Annotated in this window: 17 protein-coding genes; 6 read left to right on the forward strand and 11 right to left on the reverse strand. The window is 58.8% G+C overall.

Annotation, left to right across the window (positions count from 1 at the left end; genetic code table 11):
* The 4 genes from ACR0J0_RS00825 to ACR0J0_RS00840 all read left to right on the forward strand — a co-directional run bounded on the left by ACR0J0_RS00825 (position 1) and on the right by ACR0J0_RS00840 (position 3,972).
* Complete coding sequence (locus ACR0J0_RS00825; RefSeq protein WP_480660527.1) at positions 1-600, forward strand: CvpA family protein; 600 nt, start codon at positions 1-3, stop codon at positions 598-600.
* A gap of 634 nt (positions 601-1,234) precedes the next feature.
* Entirely contained in the window at positions 1,235-2,758 is a 1,524-nt protein-coding gene (purF, locus tag ACR0J0_RS00830) for an amidophosphoribosyltransferase (protein WP_480660529.1), read from the forward strand.
* 213 nt (positions 2,759-2,971) lie between these two features.
* On the forward strand, positions 2,972-3,286 hold the full coding sequence (locus ACR0J0_RS00835) for a hypothetical protein (protein ID WP_480660531.1): 315 nt from the start codon (positions 2,972-2,974) through the stop codon (positions 3,284-3,286).
* A 41-nt stretch (positions 3,287-3,327) separates the two neighbouring features.
* Positions 3,328-3,972 carry an SDR family NAD(P)-dependent oxidoreductase gene (locus ACR0J0_RS00840; RefSeq protein ID WP_480660533.1) on the forward strand — a complete coding sequence of 215 codons (645 nt, stop codon included), beginning with the start codon at positions 3,328-3,330 and terminating at the stop codon, positions 3,970-3,972.
* A gap of 58 nt (positions 3,973-4,030) precedes the next feature.
* On the opposite strand, the gene ACR0J0_RS00845 is transcribed toward ACR0J0_RS00840, so the two are convergent.
* From ACR0J0_RS00845 to ACR0J0_RS00860, 4 genes are all read right to left on the reverse strand, one after another.
* Positions 4,031-4,873, reverse strand: a complete 843-nt coding sequence (locus tag ACR0J0_RS00845) for an ATP-binding protein (protein WP_480660535.1) — start codon at positions 4,871-4,873, stop codon at positions 4,031-4,033.
* A gap of 116 nt (positions 4,874-4,989) precedes the next feature.
* Positions 4,990-5,865, reverse strand: a complete 876-nt coding sequence (gene tatC, locus ACR0J0_RS00850; protein ID WP_480660537.1) for a twin-arginine translocase subunit TatC — start codon at positions 5,863-5,865, stop codon at positions 4,990-4,992.
* Entirely contained in the window at positions 5,862-6,320 is a 459-nt protein-coding gene (tatB, locus tag ACR0J0_RS00855; protein ID WP_480660539.1) for a Sec-independent protein translocase protein TatB, read from the reverse strand. Before tatB ends, tatC begins: the two co-directional genes overlap by 4 nt.
* A 6-nt stretch (positions 6,321-6,326) precedes the next feature.
* Positions 6,327-6,542 (reverse strand): twin-arginine translocase TatA/TatE family subunit, encoded by a 216-nt coding sequence (locus ACR0J0_RS00860; RefSeq protein WP_170325152.1) that lies wholly within the window; start codon positions 6,540-6,542, stop codon positions 6,327-6,329.
* A 217-nt stretch (positions 6,543-6,759) separates the two neighbouring features.
* On the opposite strand from ACR0J0_RS00860, the gene ACR0J0_RS00865 reads away from it, so the two are divergent.
* Positions 6,760-7,068 carry a hypothetical protein gene (locus tag ACR0J0_RS00865; protein WP_480660541.1) on the forward strand — a complete coding sequence of 103 codons (309 nt, stop codon included), beginning with the start codon at positions 6,760-6,762 and terminating at the stop codon, positions 7,066-7,068.
* A 15-nt stretch (positions 7,069-7,083) separates the two neighbouring features.
* Positions 7,084-7,755, forward strand: a complete 672-nt coding sequence (locus tag ACR0J0_RS00870; protein ID WP_480660543.1) for a helix-turn-helix transcriptional regulator — start codon at positions 7,084-7,086, stop codon at positions 7,753-7,755.
* An 11-nt stretch (positions 7,756-7,766) separates the two neighbouring features.
* Here the strand turns inward: ACR0J0_RS00870 and ACR0J0_RS00875 are convergent, their stop codons facing one another.
* The 7 genes from ACR0J0_RS00875 to ACR0J0_RS00905 all read right to left on the reverse strand — a co-directional run bounded on the left by ACR0J0_RS00875 (position 7,767) and on the right by ACR0J0_RS00905 (position 14,750).
* The gene (locus ACR0J0_RS00875; protein WP_480660545.1) at positions 7,767-8,927 is read right to left on the reverse strand and encodes a peptidoglycan DD-metalloendopeptidase family protein; all 1,161 of its coding nucleotides are present in this window, start codon (positions 8,925-8,927) and stop codon (positions 7,767-7,769) included.
* A gap of 62 nt (positions 8,928-8,989) precedes the next feature.
* Positions 8,990-9,640, reverse strand: a complete 651-nt coding sequence (locus tag ACR0J0_RS00880; RefSeq protein ID WP_480660547.1) for a protein-L-isoaspartate(D-aspartate) O-methyltransferase — start codon at positions 9,638-9,640, stop codon at positions 8,990-8,992.
* Complete coding sequence (surE, locus tag ACR0J0_RS00885) at positions 9,637-10,419, reverse strand: 5'/3'-nucleotidase SurE (protein ID WP_480660548.1); 783 nt, start codon at positions 10,417-10,419, stop codon at positions 9,637-9,639. The genes ACR0J0_RS00880 and surE overlap by 4 nt, the downstream gene beginning before the upstream one ends.
* A 118-nt stretch (positions 10,420-10,537) precedes the next feature.
* Positions 10,538-11,623 (reverse strand): ABC transporter ATP-binding protein, encoded by a 1,086-nt coding sequence (locus ACR0J0_RS00890; RefSeq protein ID WP_480660550.1) that lies wholly within the window; start codon positions 11,621-11,623, stop codon positions 10,538-10,540.
* A gap of 80 nt (positions 11,624-11,703) precedes the next feature.
* On the reverse strand, positions 11,704-12,750 hold the full coding sequence (locus ACR0J0_RS00895; RefSeq protein ID WP_480660552.1) for a methyltransferase domain-containing protein: 1,047 nt from the start codon (positions 12,748-12,750) through the stop codon (positions 11,704-11,706).
* A gap of 105 nt (positions 12,751-12,855) precedes the next feature.
* Complete coding sequence (locus ACR0J0_RS00900; RefSeq protein WP_480660554.1) at positions 12,856-13,968, reverse strand: DNA alkylation repair protein; 1,113 nt, start codon at positions 13,966-13,968, stop codon at positions 12,856-12,858.
* Positions 13,969-13,970: 2 nt separating this feature from the next.
* Entirely contained in the window at positions 13,971-14,750 is a 780-nt protein-coding gene (locus ACR0J0_RS00905) for an SDR family oxidoreductase (protein WP_480660556.1), read from the reverse strand.
* Positions 14,751-14,756: the final 6 nt, after the last annotated feature.

Below are 14,756 nucleotides of genomic sequence, written 5' to 3' on the forward strand. Positions count from 1 at the left end.
ATGGAAGGTTTTACAATTATTGACGGGGTGGTCGCCCTGATCATCGTCGTGTCAGGCATTCTGGCCTATTCACGCGGCTTCCTGCGTGAGGTTCTGGCCATTGCAGGCTGGGTCGCTGCGGCAGTTTTGGCCTTTATTTTCGCACCGCAGGCGGTGCCTTTGGTCAAAGAAATCCCGGTGGTCGGTGATTTCCTGCGCGACAGCTGTGAATTGTCCGTGATCACGGGCTTTGCAGCGGTGTTTGCCATTGCGTTGATTATCGTCAGCATCTTCACGCCCTTGTTCTCTTCCATTGTTCAGCGTTCCGCATTGGGCGGGCTTGATCAGGCATTGGGCTTTTTCTTTGGCATTGCACGCGGCATCCTGCTGGTTGCCATCGCTTTCTTTGTCTACGACACGGTCATGACAGGTCAGTCTTACACGATTGTCGACGAAAGCCGCTCGGCCAAGGTGTTTGAGCAATTCAGCGACAAGATCGAAGAGCAGAACCCCGAAGCCGCACTTGGCTGGGTAACCCGCCAGTACGAAGAACTGGTCGCAAGCTGCAACGAAAGTTCCGCACCGTCGGAAGAGCTGACAGCCCCCACCACCACCGAATAAAAAAGAGCCCGGAACAAGCCGGGCTTTCTTTTTCCAGTGCGACAGGCCGTTTTCAGACGAAACCCTCGCCTGCGCAAACCGTGCATCTGATCGTTTTTAAGCCGAAACACCCATCGCAGCGGCTAGGTATCGGCTTCCCATAGATATCGCGGGTTTTGATGACTTCGCCCGACCCGTTGCAAATCTGACAGGGTGCGCGTCCCATACCACGGCATCGATGACACCGGCGCTTAGCCGGCTCTTTCTTCTTTGTTCCTTGCTTGTGCTGCCACATGTCTGTCGTCCAATCGAAACTCTGCCAATGCCGCAAAACTTGCTACTTTCGTTATGACATCACATGCATGTGAATGTGTCACCTTTTCATGTGTCGTTTAGCAAAATATGCATGCGTCAAATCGCAAATGTGATCCTTTGATGACACAGACGCGGTTAGGCATTATGTGAGTGCCGAACTGACATGGAATCGGAGCTGCCGATCTTGCTGTATCTGTTTTCTTTCGCGCTCGCCCTCGTGACGCTGGCGCGTTTGCACCGCCCATTCGCAGGGCGACAAAACCTACAGATCGCACCGTGCAGATTTTCCGACCCGCAACGCTAATCAACGTCAATACGTCGTAGAAATTGGAGCCCGTACATGTGTGGCATTTTGGGGATCGCAAGCAGGACACATGATGTCTTTGCGGAAATCTATGACGGGCTGCTGATGCTGCAGCACCGGGGCCAGGATGCCTCGGGGATCGTCACCTATAACGGCGAGTTCTTTCGCGAGAAAAAGGCGAACGGGCTGGTCAAGGACGTTTTCAACGCCAACGACGCCGAGACCCTGCTGGGACAAGTCGGTATGGGGCATGTGCGCTACCCGACTGCCGGATCGCTCAGCGCGGCAGAGGCACAACCGTTTTTCGTAAACGCGCCCTATGGCATCTATCTGGTTCACAACGGCAACATCACCAACACGGCCGAGCAGCGCGAAAAAGTGACGGCCAAATACAGCCGCCATCTGCGCACCACGTCGGATTCGGAAATCCTGCTGAACGTACTGGCCGACAAGGTTGCCGATGCAATCAAGGTCAACGGCAACGCCGAGCCGATCCGTAACATCTTTGCCGGTGTGAAGATGACGATGGAGCGAGTTCAAGGCGCTTATTCGGTAATCTGTCTGGTGGCAGGCGTCGGCATGCTGGCCTTCCGCGACCCCTATGGCATCCGCCCCCTGTCGGTCGCCAAGCGCGATGTCGACGGAGTAGGCGACGACTATGCCTTTGCATCCGAAGATGTGGCATTCGGCATCAACGGCTTTGAAAAGCTGCGTGATGTGAAGCCCGGTGAGGCGATCCTGATCGATCTGGACGGCAATATGCACTCGTTCCAGGCGGTCGTAGGGAAGCTGACTCCGTGTATCTTCGAGTATGTTTACCTCGCCCGCCCAGATTCGCTGCTGGACGGTGTCTCGGTTTACAAGACCCAGATGCGTATGGGCCAGACGCTGGCGCGTCAGATCGAGGACGCAGGTCTTGAGATCGACCGTATCATCCCCGTGCCCGATAGTGCGCGCCCTGTGGCACTTGAAGTCGCGAAGGCCACCGGAATCCCCTATCGTGAGGGTCTGGTCAAAAACCGCTATGTCGGCCGTACCTTCATCATGCCCGGTCAGGAAGAGCGGCAGAAATCCGTACGCCGTAAGCTGAACGCTGTTCCGCTGGAGTTCGAAGGCCATAACGTGCTGCTGATCGACGACTCGATCGTGCGGGGCAACACGATCAAGAAGATCGTGCAGATGTGCCGCGAAGCCGGTGCCAAGAAGGTGTTCGTCGCCAGTGCCTCGCCGCCAGTGAAATTCCCAAACGTCTACGGGATCGACATGCCGACCAAGCATGAACTAATTGCCAACGGTAAGGACATCGAAGAAATTCGCGAGGAACTGGGCGCGGACGCACTGTTCTATCAGAATCTCGATGACCTGATCTGGGCGGCAAAGGAAGGTAACCCCGAGATCGAAGCCTTCGATTGTTCGTGCTTTGACGGCGACTATATCACCGGAAGCGTAAGTGAAGACTATTTGGACAGTCTCGAAAACAGCAGCCGGGTCAGCAAAAAGAAGCAGGACATGCAGGTTCCGGGGGGATCCTGGAACGCTGCAAAGCTGGTGTCCGGCTAAGTCCGGGCTGTAAGTACAGCACCGAATCAAAATTACTTTGGGCCCGTCTCGTTAACGCGAAACGGGCCTTGCTTTATCCGGTATTCGAGCCTGATAGGTCCTTTTCCGCGCACAACTTTTCGATGAAGGAAACGCAATCGCAAGGGCTTCTGCAAAGCCGTTAAACGGTGGCACCGTGCCTCCATTGACACCTCTTTTGTTCCGGGGTCTGGTTTGATAGCCCGTGACCAAACCACTCTGAAAACAAGGGGTCGGGCCATTGTGGCCGGGCCGGAAATCATGTCGAACGCCACCGTCAAAAGCGCGGCCACGCAGAAGGGCGCGTTGAAGAAGAATTCCGTTTCCGTCCTGGGCGTCTTCGGCCCCAAAGCGGACATGCGCGCCCTAATGCGCACGTCCTCCGGCCGGGTCAAAGAGGTCAAGCTGGGCAGCCGTGTCTCCTCGGGCACCGTGGTTGCCATCGATGCTGAAGGCGTCATGCTGCGACAAAGCGGCCGGACCACGCGGATCGTCATTCCCGGTAGTTAATCTGCCTTGACGCCCTGCGCGCAGGGGTTCAAACCGCTGTTATGACCGATCAGACCAAAATTGCCCTCATCACCGGGGCCTCGCGCGGTTTGGGTGCAGCCCTCGCCGAAGCTTTGGCACCCGACTACCACATCGTCGCAGTTGCCCGCACCACCGGTGGGCTGGAAGAACTGGACGACCGCATCAACGCCAAAGGTGGCGCGGCCACTCTGGCCCCAATGGACATCGCGGACCCGAATGCCATGGCAACGCTGTGCCGGGGCATCCATGACCGTTGGGGCAAGGTGGATCTTTGGATGCATACCGCCGTCCACACCTCGGCCCTGACGCCTGCGCATTTCGTGGATCCCAAAGAATGGACAAAGGCGGTCAATATCAATGCGACGGCAACGTCGGTCCTGATCCCCTATATCGCGCCGTTGTTGGGCGAGAACGGACATGCCGTATTTTTCGACGACCCCAAGGCGGGCGAGAAATTCTATGGCATCTATGGCGCCACTAAAGGTGCACAGCTGGCGCTCGCGCGCAGTTGGGCCGCCGAAACCGAGCGCACCGGCCCGCGTGTTTCGATCGTGGAACCAGCACCGATGCCGACCGCCGTGCGCGCCCGTTTCCATCCCGGTGAGGATCGCGATGCCTTGACGAGCACTGCGGACGAAGCCGCACGGATTCTGGCGCTGTTGTAGGAATGGCCCTTTAGGCCATGCCTTCGGCGGAGGTATTTTTGGCCAGATGAAGCCCGGATCAGGCGATATGGACGCCGTTGCGCCCCGCAAGATCCACAAAGAACTGCCAGGCCACACGACCTGAGCGCGCGCCGCGCGTGGCCTGCCATTCGATGGCCTCAGCGCGCAGCGTGTCTGCGTCGACAGTGACACCGTAAGCTGCGCAATACCGATCGATCATCGCCAGGTATTCGTCCTGATCGCAGGGGTGGAAGCCCAGCCACAAGCCGAACCGATCTGATAGCGAAACTTTCTCTTCCACCGCCTCGGACGGGTTGATGGCGCTGGAGCGTTCGTTTTCGATCATGTCCCGCGGCATCAGGTGACGCCGGTTTGAGGTGGCGTAAAAGACGACGTTCTCGGGCCGGCCCTCGATGCCTCCATCCAGCACCGCCTTGAGAGATTTGTAATGCTGGTCATCATGGCTGAACGACAGGTCATCGCAGAACAGGATGAAACGGTGCGAAGCCGCCCGCAGATGGTTCAGCAGGCGCGCGACCGAGCCCATATCCTCGCGCTGAAGTTCCACCAGTTTGAGGTCCGGAAAATCCGCCTGCAAAGTGCCATGGACCGCTTTGACAAGGCTGGACTTACCCATACCCCTAGCGCCCCACAGCAACGCATTGTTGGCTTTGAACCCGGCCGCAAATCGCCGTGTGTTATCCAGCAGCGTATCACGAGAGCGGTTGATGCCCACCAGCAGATCCAGATCGACGCGATTGACCTGCGCGACCGGTTCCAGCCTGTCTGGCTCAACGTGCCAGACGAACGCCGGGGCGGCCCCGAAATCAGGCGCGGCCAGCGGGGCCGGTGCCATACGCTCCAGCGCGTCAGCGATGCGGTTCAGGGCTTGGTCGTCCATAGGCTCCTCCGGTCCGTCTTGCGGGTTTCAAACCACGTTCAGGCGTGCGCAACAAGAGCTCTGCACAAAAAAGGCGCGCCCCGGGGGACGCGCCTGATTGTAATCAGCAGAGAAGGTTACTTGCCTTCTTCTTCCCGAACTATTTCTTCGTCGGCTTCTTCTTCGTCGTCGTAATAGCCGTCTGCACGCAACTGTTCTTCCCGCTTCTTCTCGACCCGTGCGACCAGGAAGATCGAAATCTCGTACAGGCCGTAGACGACGACGAACAGGATGACCTGAGTGATCACGTCCGGCGGTGTCACCAGTGCGGCCAGCACCAGAATGGCGACAACGGCGTATTTCCGTACCGATCCCAGACCCTCTGCCGTGACCAGCCCCGCCTTGCCCATCAGGGTCAAGAGAACGGGCAATTGGAAACACAGACCAAAGGCGACGATGAACTTGATCGTCAGGTTCAGGTATTCCTGTGCGGATCCCTGAAATACGACGCTCAGTGGTGCGGCGGTTGCACCTTCGGTCACGGCCTCACCTTCGGCCCCGAATTGCTGGAAGCCAAGGAAGAAGTCATAAGCCAGCGGCGTCACGACGTAGAAGGCAAAGCTTGCGCCCAGCAGGAACATGAAGGGAGATGCGATCATGAACGGCAGGAACGCGTTCTTTTCCGACCGGTACAGGCCCGGTGCCACGAACCGCCACATCTGCATCCCGATATACGGGAACGCCAGAATGAAACCGCCCAGAAGCGAGACCTTGATGGCAACAAAGAAGCCTTCCTGCGGTGAAATGAAGATCAGCCCACAATCCTGCCCGCGCTCGGCGAGCACCTCACACAAGGGGTTTGTCAGGAAGTTAAACAGCGGCGTCGCGACGGTGAAGCAGATCACCATCCCGATCAGAAACGCCACAACACAGTGAATAAGCCGCGTGCGCAGTTCCGCCAGATGCTCGATCAGCGGGGCTGAGCTGTCTTCGATCTCGTCGGTCTTTGTCATGTCTTGCTTTCAGTCTTCAGCGCGGCTTCGGCCTCTTCGGCTTTGGCCAGCGCATCCGCAGCTTCCTTGGCCTTGCGTTCAGCGGCGGCCCGGGCGGTTGAGGCTTGAATCTTCTTGGCCTGCTCAGCACGCTCGGCGGCGAGTTTGCCGGTTTCGCTGTCGGGGTCGAACTTGGTCGGGTCCATGCTCTTGGCCATTTCCTGCGCAGCTTCTTTCACGCCGTCCATGGCGGTGTTTACAGGATTGGTGGCCGCATTCAGGCCCTTCTTGATCTCGTTCACACCTGCCTGATCCGCCGCCTCGTTCATGGCGCTGCTGAATTCGCGCGCCATGCCGCGGGCCTTGCCGACCCACCGGCCGACATTGCGGAACAGCACCGGAAGGTCCTTTGGCCCCACAACGATCAGGGCAACAATGCCGATGACCAGAAGCTCGGTCCAGCCCAGATCAAACATCTGCGCTTAGGCCTTGTCTTTGTCGGTCTCAGGCGTGACGTCTTTCGCCACCTCGGCCGCATCCTGCTCCAGTTCGTCCGCGCCCTCTTTGACGCCGCGCTTGAACGAGGTGATGCCCTTGCCCACTTCGCCCATCAGCGAGCTGATTTTGCCGCGGCCAAACAGCACCAGCACCACAACTGCGATCAGCAGAAGACCGGGAAGGCCGATATTGTTGAGCATGTCTCTTCTCCTTTGAAGTCGGCGCGCTGCGCCGGGAATGTGATCTGCGTCTGTGTTTACGCCCGAGCGGCCCATCGCAAAAGCGTATCAGTGGTGTTCCGCCCTCAAAATTGAACGGATCACGCTTTTTTTGAAGACTCGCATTTTCCAACTGACAGGTTTATGTCAGTTGCTAAGGCGTAATACGAACCTGTCTCAAACGAAACAGGAGCGTCACGTGACACAAATCGCAGAAACCGTAACCTTCAAACTCGCGGCCGATGTAACAGAGGAGGATTTCGTGAACATCATGAAGGGCACAGAATCCTTTGTTCGGAATGCAAATGGCTTTGTCTTCCGGCGCCTCAGTTCGGGTGAGGACGGGCTTTGGACCGACACTGTCATCTGGGCCGACATGGATTGCGCTCAGGCTGCCGCAGATGCCTTTCCCAAGCAGGATTTCGCCCCAGCCGTGATGGCTGCAATTGCGCCCGACACCGTGACCATGCGCCACGATGCGATCCACTGGACCATCGGAGCGTCATGACCAGCAGGGCATCCTATGCGCCGTACTGATCGGCTGTTCGATATCATCCAGATCCTGCGCGACGGAAAACTGCACCGCGCGCAGGACATCGCGGACCGGCTCGAGGTGTCAGTCCGCACGATCTATCGCGACATGGATACGCTGGTTGCCTCCGGCGTCCCGGTCGAGGGCGAACGCGGCGTGGGATACATGGTACGCGAGCAGATCACCCTGCCCCCGCTGAACCTGACCCCCGCCGAACTTGAGGCGTTGAATCTCGGCATGGCCATCGTCGCCGAGGCTGCCGACCCTGACTTAAAAGCTGCGGCCGAGTCGCTAGCGGACAAGATCGACGCCGTGCTGCCCACACAGGTCGTGGCCGAAGCGGACAGTTGGAAATTCGCCGTTTACCCATTTGCCGATGCAGCGCGGGGTTTGGCCCATATGGCGCCAATCCGCGCCGCCATCAAATCCCGCCAAAAGCTGCGCCTGGTTTATCGTCGGATTGATGGTGTTCTGACCGACAGGGTCGTACGCCCCCTGCATATGGAATACTGGGGGCGCGTCTGGACGCTGACATCATGGTGCGAACTGCGCCAGGGGTTTCGCGTCTTTCGTATTGATCTGATCGAAACCGTCTCGCCATTGCCCGAGGTTTTTGCAGACGAACCGGGCAAACGCCTAAGCGATTACGACCCGCACGCCTGACCGTTACACCTTCACCGCAGATAAGGTTCCGGATCGACGGATTCGAACCCTTTGCGCACCTCAAAGTGGACATAGGCATTGTCGCCACCCCGCAAGGACGCGATCTTTTGGCCGCGTTTTACACGGTCGCCCTTTTTGACGGTGATTTTCTCGACATTGGCGTAAACCGTCAGCAGATCGCTATTGTGTTTGACGACAACGATCGGCACCTGATCAGCGTCCGCCGTGATTGCGGCGACAGTTCCCGCTGCTGCGGCATTCACTGGACTGCCGGGCGCAGCGGCAATATCGATCCCCTCGTTCTTGCCTTTGTCATAGGTCCGAATGATCGTTCCGGTGGCCGGCATCCCAAGCGCCGAATTGCTTTGGTTGGTGGGCGCTTCGGCGGTCACATCCGGGGCGGGCGTCGCCGGCGCAATGACCTCATCCGGCAGCGGCTGAGTTGCACTTGGGGGCGTCGGCGTTGGTGAGCCCTGCCCCGGTTGCGTGATCGTGGTCGCAGGAACCGCAGCCGCCTGTCGTGGTGCTGGCTGGTTCTTGATCGGGATCAGCAGAAACTGCCCCTCGCGCACCGTAAAGTCCGAACCCAGCCCGTTCCATTCCGCCAGCGCATCTACCGGCACGTCATACAACCGGGCAATCGTATAGGCGGTCTCACCGCGCTTGACCTTGTGCCGAATCGGCTCCGGTCCTGCCGCCGGAGCGGGTGTCGGGGCCGGAGCTGCAGCCGGTTTCGCGGGCTCCAGTGTCGACGTACGCACCGCCCCATCTGCCGGAGCTTCGTCAATCGCGGTACCGGCTATCGTCGCGATATCGACGGTACTGGCTGCGCTGACTGCACGCGGCAATGCGACCACTTCACCGTCCCGCAAGGGATCTGTTGCTTGAAGGCCATTGAACCGCGCCACTTCTGCTGCGGGCAGACCAACCCGTGCCGCGACATCGTTAACGGTATCGCCACGACGTGCCACCGCCACCTGATAATTCGGATAGGTGATCACACCGCGCGCATCGGGTGCGGGCCGGCTTCCAGTCGCCGCAAGCGCCGCGTCTGCCGTGGAGAACCCACCGACATTCCCACGCAGGTCATAGTCCAGGGGGCCTTCGCATCCGGCCAGAAACGCCAAGGACGCCGCACCCGCCACAATTGCTGATTTGGAAACTGCTCTCATTTTTCTGTCCTCAACACCTGCCCCTGTTGTCCGGGGTTCCAGCGCATTTCGCAAATATTACTTTACGCCCCATCTTTGCCAAGCCCCTCAAGCAGGGGCACGAACCGAACGGGTAACAATTCGTCATAGTCCAAGCCGGTCTCGGTGCGCCTGACCCGGATCAGGGTCTGAACCGCATCCGACTGTCCCACCGGCAAAACCATGATACCGCCGATTTTGAGCTGCGCCAAGAGCGGCCCGGGCGGGTCCTCGGCAGCAGCCGTCACGATGATACGATCAAACGGCGCTTGTTCAGGTAAACCGAAGGAACCATCTGACAGCATCGCCGTCACATTGGTCAGGCCCATCTCGCGAAACAACTGCCCTGTTTCGCGCACCAGACGCTTATGGCGCTCAACGGTGTAAACCCGGCGCGCCAGTTTTGCCAGGATCGCCGCCTGGTAGCCCGAGCCCGTGCCGACTTCCAGCACGGTGTCCCGCGGGCGCACGTCCAGCGCCTGTGTCATCAGGCCGACCACCGACGGCTGGCTGATCGTCTGGCCACAGGCAATCGGCAGCGGAGTGTCCTCATATGCCCGCTCGGCAAACAAACCTTTAACGAAACACCCCCGGTCGACCTGCTCCATCGCGGCCAGCACGCGGGCATCCGTTACCCCGCGCGACCGCAGGGCAAAGAGGAATTGCATGGTAGTTTGTGGATCTGGTCCGCTCATTCGATTGACTTCAGTTTCTCCAGCACGTCATGCGCCGTCAGGTCGGCGCGCATGGGCGTGACGGAAATATAGCCCTCCAGGTTAACCGCGGCATCAGTGCCCGGCGCCGTGGGATTGTGTTGATACCCGCCCTTGATCCAGAGGAACCGCCGTCCCGAAGGCGAGCTGTGCGGTTCCACCGAAAAGCGGGTATCCCTCCGATAGCCCTGCGCTGCGATACGCGTACCCAGCACTTCATCTGCTGGAACAGGAGGAAAATTTACGTTGTAGAACAGGCGGTAATCGCCTTGTTCTGATGGAGTTGCATCCAGAATGCGACGCACAAGGTCCGCACCGAAGCGAGTCGCGGTCTCGAACGGATCGTCCAGCCCAAGATTGCGTGGGCCAAAGTACTGCGACAAGGCAATCGCAGGAATGCCCTGCAAAGCCGCCTCCATCGCGCCGCCTACAGTGCCGGAATACAAGGTGTTTTCAGCCGAGTTATTGCCCCGGTTCACGCCGGACAACACCAGATCGGGTGCTGCGTCCTTCATCACGTCATGAAGGCCAGCCAACACGCAGTCGGCGGGCGAACCTTCGGCGGCATAGCGACGCTCGCCCAGTTTGGCGACCATCATCGGGTGCGTGTAGCTGATACAATGACCAACGCCGGATTGCTCGAAGGCAGGCGCGACGACCCAGACCTCACCATCCGGGCCCGCAACATCGGCGGCAATCGCCTCCAGAGCGATCAGCCCCGGTGCATTGATCCCGTCGTCATTGGTCAGAAGAATACGCATGCCCCATCACCCCAGCGTTTTGACCTTGATAGACCCGCCCCCGCGCGTCGGCAAGCAAAGGGCACGTGCAATCTGATGCTTTCGCGCACCACTTGGGTCAAAACTGTGACTTCAGACCCTATTTCGGGAAAACAAAGCACCTGTCGCGGCGGATGGTCAGCCACATAACCCGCCCCGAACTTGGAACAAAAACATTCGGCACGGTGGCCTTCAGGATCGAGCCGTCATGGTCCATCCGGAACTCAACGAGGCTCTCATTGCCGAGGAACCGGGCCCGTTCGACAACACCACGTGCGGCAACACCGTCAGTGGGCGTCGGCAGCGGTCCCTTACCGTTGCGGTCAAAGTCCAACCGGACGTGCTGAGGACGAAAGACGATTTCAACATCCGTGTTATCCGGAACACCCGGCGCCAGGAATTGCCCAAAAGGGGTTTCGGCCAAAGCTCCATTCACTTTGGCCCGCAAAACATTGACATCGCTGAAAAATGCTACCGCTGCCTTGTCTGCCGGTCGCGTATAAACGTTGTAAGGCGCGCCTTGCTGCACGATCTTGCCGCGTCGCATCAGGGCGATTTCGTCGGCCATACGCATCGCCTCTTCCGGCTCATGCGTGACCAGTACGACGGCGGCATCCTCTTCTTTCAGGATCGCCAGCGTCTCATCCCGAATGCCGTCCCGCAAACGGTTGTCGAGGCCCGAGAACGGCTCGTCCATCAGCATGATCCGTGGTCGCGGAGCCAAAGCGCGGGCCAGTGCAACACGTTGCTGTTCACCACCGGACAGATGATGCGGGAAGTTGTCGACGAACCGCATCAGGTCGACCTTTTTCAGCAGTTCTTCAACGCGGGCACGTTTCTCGTCCCGATGCCCTTTCAGTCCGAAAGCCACATTGTCGGCAACGCTCAGATGGGGAAACAGCGCAAAGTCCTGAAACATCAGGCCAATCTCGCGCCGTTCGGGTGGCACGCGGAATACCGTGTCGCAGATCAGCTTACCGTCGACATAGATCTCGCCGGACTCCTGCATCTCGACCCCGGCGATCATGCGCAGCGTGGTGGACTTACCGCAGCCAGAAGGCCCCAGCAGGCACGTCACCTGCCCCGCCTGCACGGTCAGAGAGACGTCATCCACGACAACGCGCCCCTCATACCGGGCGATCAGATTTCGGATTTCCAGTCGAGGAGGAGTAGCGTTTTCTGTCACCGATGGACCCCGTTGCCTTTCCCGATCAAATCCATCGGGCTTGGGCGGGGATAACAACCCCGCCCGTCAGGCGCAAGAGATCAGCAGCACCCGCCGGTTGCTGCCTCCCCCATTGCTTCAAACGGGCTTTCGCCGCCGCAGCCTTCGAAAATTCCGTAATGGGTCGAGAAATCGCCGATGAGCTCGAAATGTCGCGCAAAACGCGTGTCTTTCAGCATCATCCAGGTGTTGCCGCAGACCGGAAAGACCTTGCCTGCCTCTATCGCGTGGTGATCATCCAGTTCGAAGACATGCGGCGCATTCGATATCGTGCCCTTGTAGATCACGGCCTGACCGTAGTCCTCGCAAGCAGGCTCCAACTCTGGCAGTTTGAACAACCGGTACGTGGCCGAGAGGAATTTCAACGGTGCCACCCGTTCCTCAAGCACCGGATTTTCTATGGTCAGCGGGCGATGGGTCACTCGACGCGGGTCACCGAACCCGGCCTTGCGCGAGATGGTCAGGAAGTCATTCCAATACAGCGCCCCTGAGAGGCATTCGCCATAAAGCACCTCATCCTCGGCCATTTCCTTGGGCACGCGGCGGTCTGCATAGACGTCAGAGAAATACATCTCGCCGCCGTCTTTCAGCAGACGATGCGCGCCGCGCAACACAGCCTCTTTGTCAGTGGCTAGGTTGATGACGCAGTTCGACACGATGATATCAAAGGAACCGGGCTCCAGATCGAGCGCATCCAGTTTTTCGATATAGCCGAGGTGGAATTCGACGTTTGACGCGCCATGTCCAAAGGCTTGCGCGTGATAGTCTTGGTGAGCACGGGCGACATCCAGCTGCTCGGGCGTCATGTCGACGCCGACCACACGGCCCTTTTCGCCCACCATCGCGGACAGGGCGTAAACGTCCCTTCCGGCGCCGCACCCGAGGTCCAGAATACGCATCCCTTCAAGGTCCAGCGGCGCGATCAGGCCGCAGCCATAATAACGGGTCAGCACTTCATCGTGGACTTTCGACAGGATCTTTTTGAGGTGATCGGGCATGTCATCAGGTGTGCAACACGCGTTTGTCTGCAAGTCGTCACTGCCCTGCAGCACTTCGCCATAGTAATTCTGCACTGCCTCATGCTTCATCGCGGTTTTCCTTTTTCCCGGTGGCTGCAAAGCAGCTAATGCACCGCACCGCCCGGTGCAATCCGGGCGCGAACATTCTGACGAAAGCGTGAGAAAGTGTTGGTGTCAGGCCAACAGATCGAATTCAACACCTGCGCGCACTTTGCCGTTCACCTGGATCTCAAGCCGGTGCGCGCCGGGAACCAGTTTGAACGTCGTCGCGTCACCCTTCAGCTTGTGCTTTTTGCTGAGGGTCAGCGTTCGGTCTTTCAACTCGGACTGTTTCAGCTTGTGAACTTTAGGCGAAGTTTTTCCGCCAGGGCGTTGAAAGTGAACAATATAGTCGACAAGAACAGGGTGATCCTCTGCGCCGTTTAGCGTGACGTCGAACTCAAGTGCGCCGCCAATCCGAGCCTCACCATTGATCTTCACATCCACTGCAATCTCGGCGTCCGGGTCAAAGCCAAGCATCGCCATCGCTCGCGGATGCCCCGCTTTCACAAGGCCGCGCAGGGTATGCGAAGTTATCCAATCCAGTTCCGCCTGATCCTGCTGAGCTGAGCGTGCCCAGCCTTGCAAACGATCCAGCACCAGATCCGGGTTCTTTTTGGTAATGTCATTGAGATGGTTCGCCACCGACCGCGTGACGTAGCGCGTACTATCCGAATGCAGTTGGTCCAGCAATGGCAAGGGATCCGTCAGTTCCAACCCAACCGCCTGCCCCCAAGGCAAGCGCGGGCGTGTCCCCTCGCTGACCAGTCGGCGCACGTGATAGCTGTCATGCGCACACCAATCTTCCATCTGCGCTAACACCTGTTGGGGATAGGCGTTAAGGAATGGACGAATGGCCCATTCCATCGAAAACCGCTGAGTCAGCTCTGCAAGAACGTCCAAAGACTGATCCGGATGATCCATCCCAACGGACACGACCCAACCCCCCAGTGGCGCGAAGATGAAGTCACCGAAGTCATCATCCGTCTTTTCGGGGTCCAGTGGAGGAGGCAGCGCGCGCAACAGGACCGGGGCGATGGCCGGTAAATCTCCGGGCACTGAGCTTTGCAGACATTCGGCGATCCAAGCCATACGCTCTTTCAATTCCAGATCCAGCAGGCGCGACATGACCTGTGCCTGGAATGCTTCCGCGTCAAAGGTTGGGTCTGCGCCAGCAAAAAGTCCGGCCAGATAACGGGTCTTTTCTGCGTTAAACAGCTGGTCTTTCAATGAAAAATTCTGAGCCATCTCTACATCGTCAGGTTTGTGGCGCCGCCATCCAGCAGAATGTTCTGCCCAACGATGAAACCGGCATGTTGCGAGCACAAGAACGCACAAGCTGCACCAAACTCGTCCCGCGTTCCATACCGACGCGCGGGGATAGTCGCCGCGCGCGCTGCGCGGGCCTCGTCAATCGAAATCCCTTTTTCCTTTGCCACGCCGCCATCCAGCGAGTTCGCACGGTCTGTGGCGTGGATACCCGGCAGCAGGTTGTTGATCGTTATCCCTTTGGGTGCGACCTGGCGCGCTGTTCCGGCAACGTAACCGGTCAGACCTGTACGAGCTGCATTCGATAGTCCCAGCGCCGGGATCGGCGCGCGCACCGATTGCGAAGTGATGTTGACCACCCGGCCCCAACCCTTGTCCATCATGCCCGGCAGAAGTGCCTTCATGAACGCAATCGGCGTCAGCATGTTGGAATCCAGCGCCTTGATAAAATCGTCGCGATCCCAGTCCGACCACAGGCCCGGAGGCGGCCCACCTGCGTTTGTTACAAGGATATCAACGCCCTGCGCCGCTTCGATCACCTGCGCCTGCCCCTCGGATGACGTCACATCGTAAGCCACCGTCTGGACCTGTACGCCGTGTTCCGCGCGAATACGCTCAGCCGACGCCTCCAAGGCTTCAGGACCTCGCGCGTTCATCACCAGATCAACTCCGGCAGCGGCCAGAGCCTCGGCACACCCCAAACCCAGCCCCTTACTGCTGGCACAGACCAGCGCGCGTTTTCCTTTTATCCCAAGATCCATCTGATC

This window comes from Ruegeria sp. BF12, assembly GCF_056538705.1.

Excerpts from the sequence above, each read along its gene's own strand:
- ACR0J0_RS00905 (WP_480660556.1), bottom strand. The coding sequence starts at position 14,750 with ATGGATCTTGGGATAAAAGGAAAACGCGCGCTGGTCTGTGCCAGCAGT.
- ACR0J0_RS00880 (WP_480660547.1), bottom strand. The coding sequence starts at position 9,640 with ATGAGCGGACCAGATCCACAAACTACCATGCAATTCCTCTTTGCCCTG.
- ACR0J0_RS00845 (WP_480660535.1), bottom strand. The coding sequence starts at position 4,873 with ATGGACGACCAAGCCCTGAACCGCATCGCTGACGCGCTGGAGCGTATG.
- tatB (WP_480660539.1), bottom strand. The coding sequence starts at position 6,320 with ATGTTTGATCTGGGCTGGACCGAGCTTCTGGTCATCGGCATTGTTGCC.
- ACR0J0_RS00870 (WP_480660543.1), top strand. The coding sequence starts at position 7,084 with ATGCGCCGTACTGATCGGCTGTTCGATATCATCCAGATCCTGCGCGAC.
- surE (WP_480660548.1), bottom strand. The coding sequence starts at position 10,419 with ATGCGTATTCTTCTGACCAATGACGACGGGATCAATGCACCGGGGCTG.
- ACR0J0_RS00825 (WP_480660527.1), top strand. The coding sequence starts at position 1 with ATGGAAGGTTTTACAATTATTGACGGGGTGGTCGCCCTGATCATCGTC.
- ACR0J0_RS00860 (WP_170325152.1), bottom strand. The coding sequence starts at position 6,542 with ATGCTCAACAATATCGGCCTTCCCGGTCTTCTGCTGATCGCAGTTGTG.
- ACR0J0_RS00895 (WP_480660552.1), bottom strand. The coding sequence starts at position 12,750 with ATGAAGCATGAGGCAGTGCAGAATTACTATGGCGAAGTGCTGCAGGGC.
- ACR0J0_RS00875 (WP_480660545.1), bottom strand. The coding sequence starts at position 8,927 with ATGAGAGCAGTTTCCAAATCAGCAATTGTGGCGGGTGCGGCGTCCTTG.
- ACR0J0_RS00840 (WP_480660533.1), top strand. The coding sequence starts at position 3,328 with ATGACCGATCAGACCAAAATTGCCCTCATCACCGGGGCCTCGCGCGGT.
- tatC (WP_480660537.1), bottom strand. The coding sequence starts at position 5,865 with ATGACAAAGACCGACGAGATCGAAGACAGCTCAGCCCCGCTGATCGAG.
- purF (WP_480660529.1), top strand. The coding sequence starts at position 1,235 with ATGTGTGGCATTTTGGGGATCGCAAGCAGGACACATGATGTCTTTGCG.
- ACR0J0_RS00900 (WP_480660554.1), bottom strand. The coding sequence starts at position 13,968 with ATGGCTCAGAATTTTTCATTGAAAGACCAGCTGTTTAACGCAGAAAAG.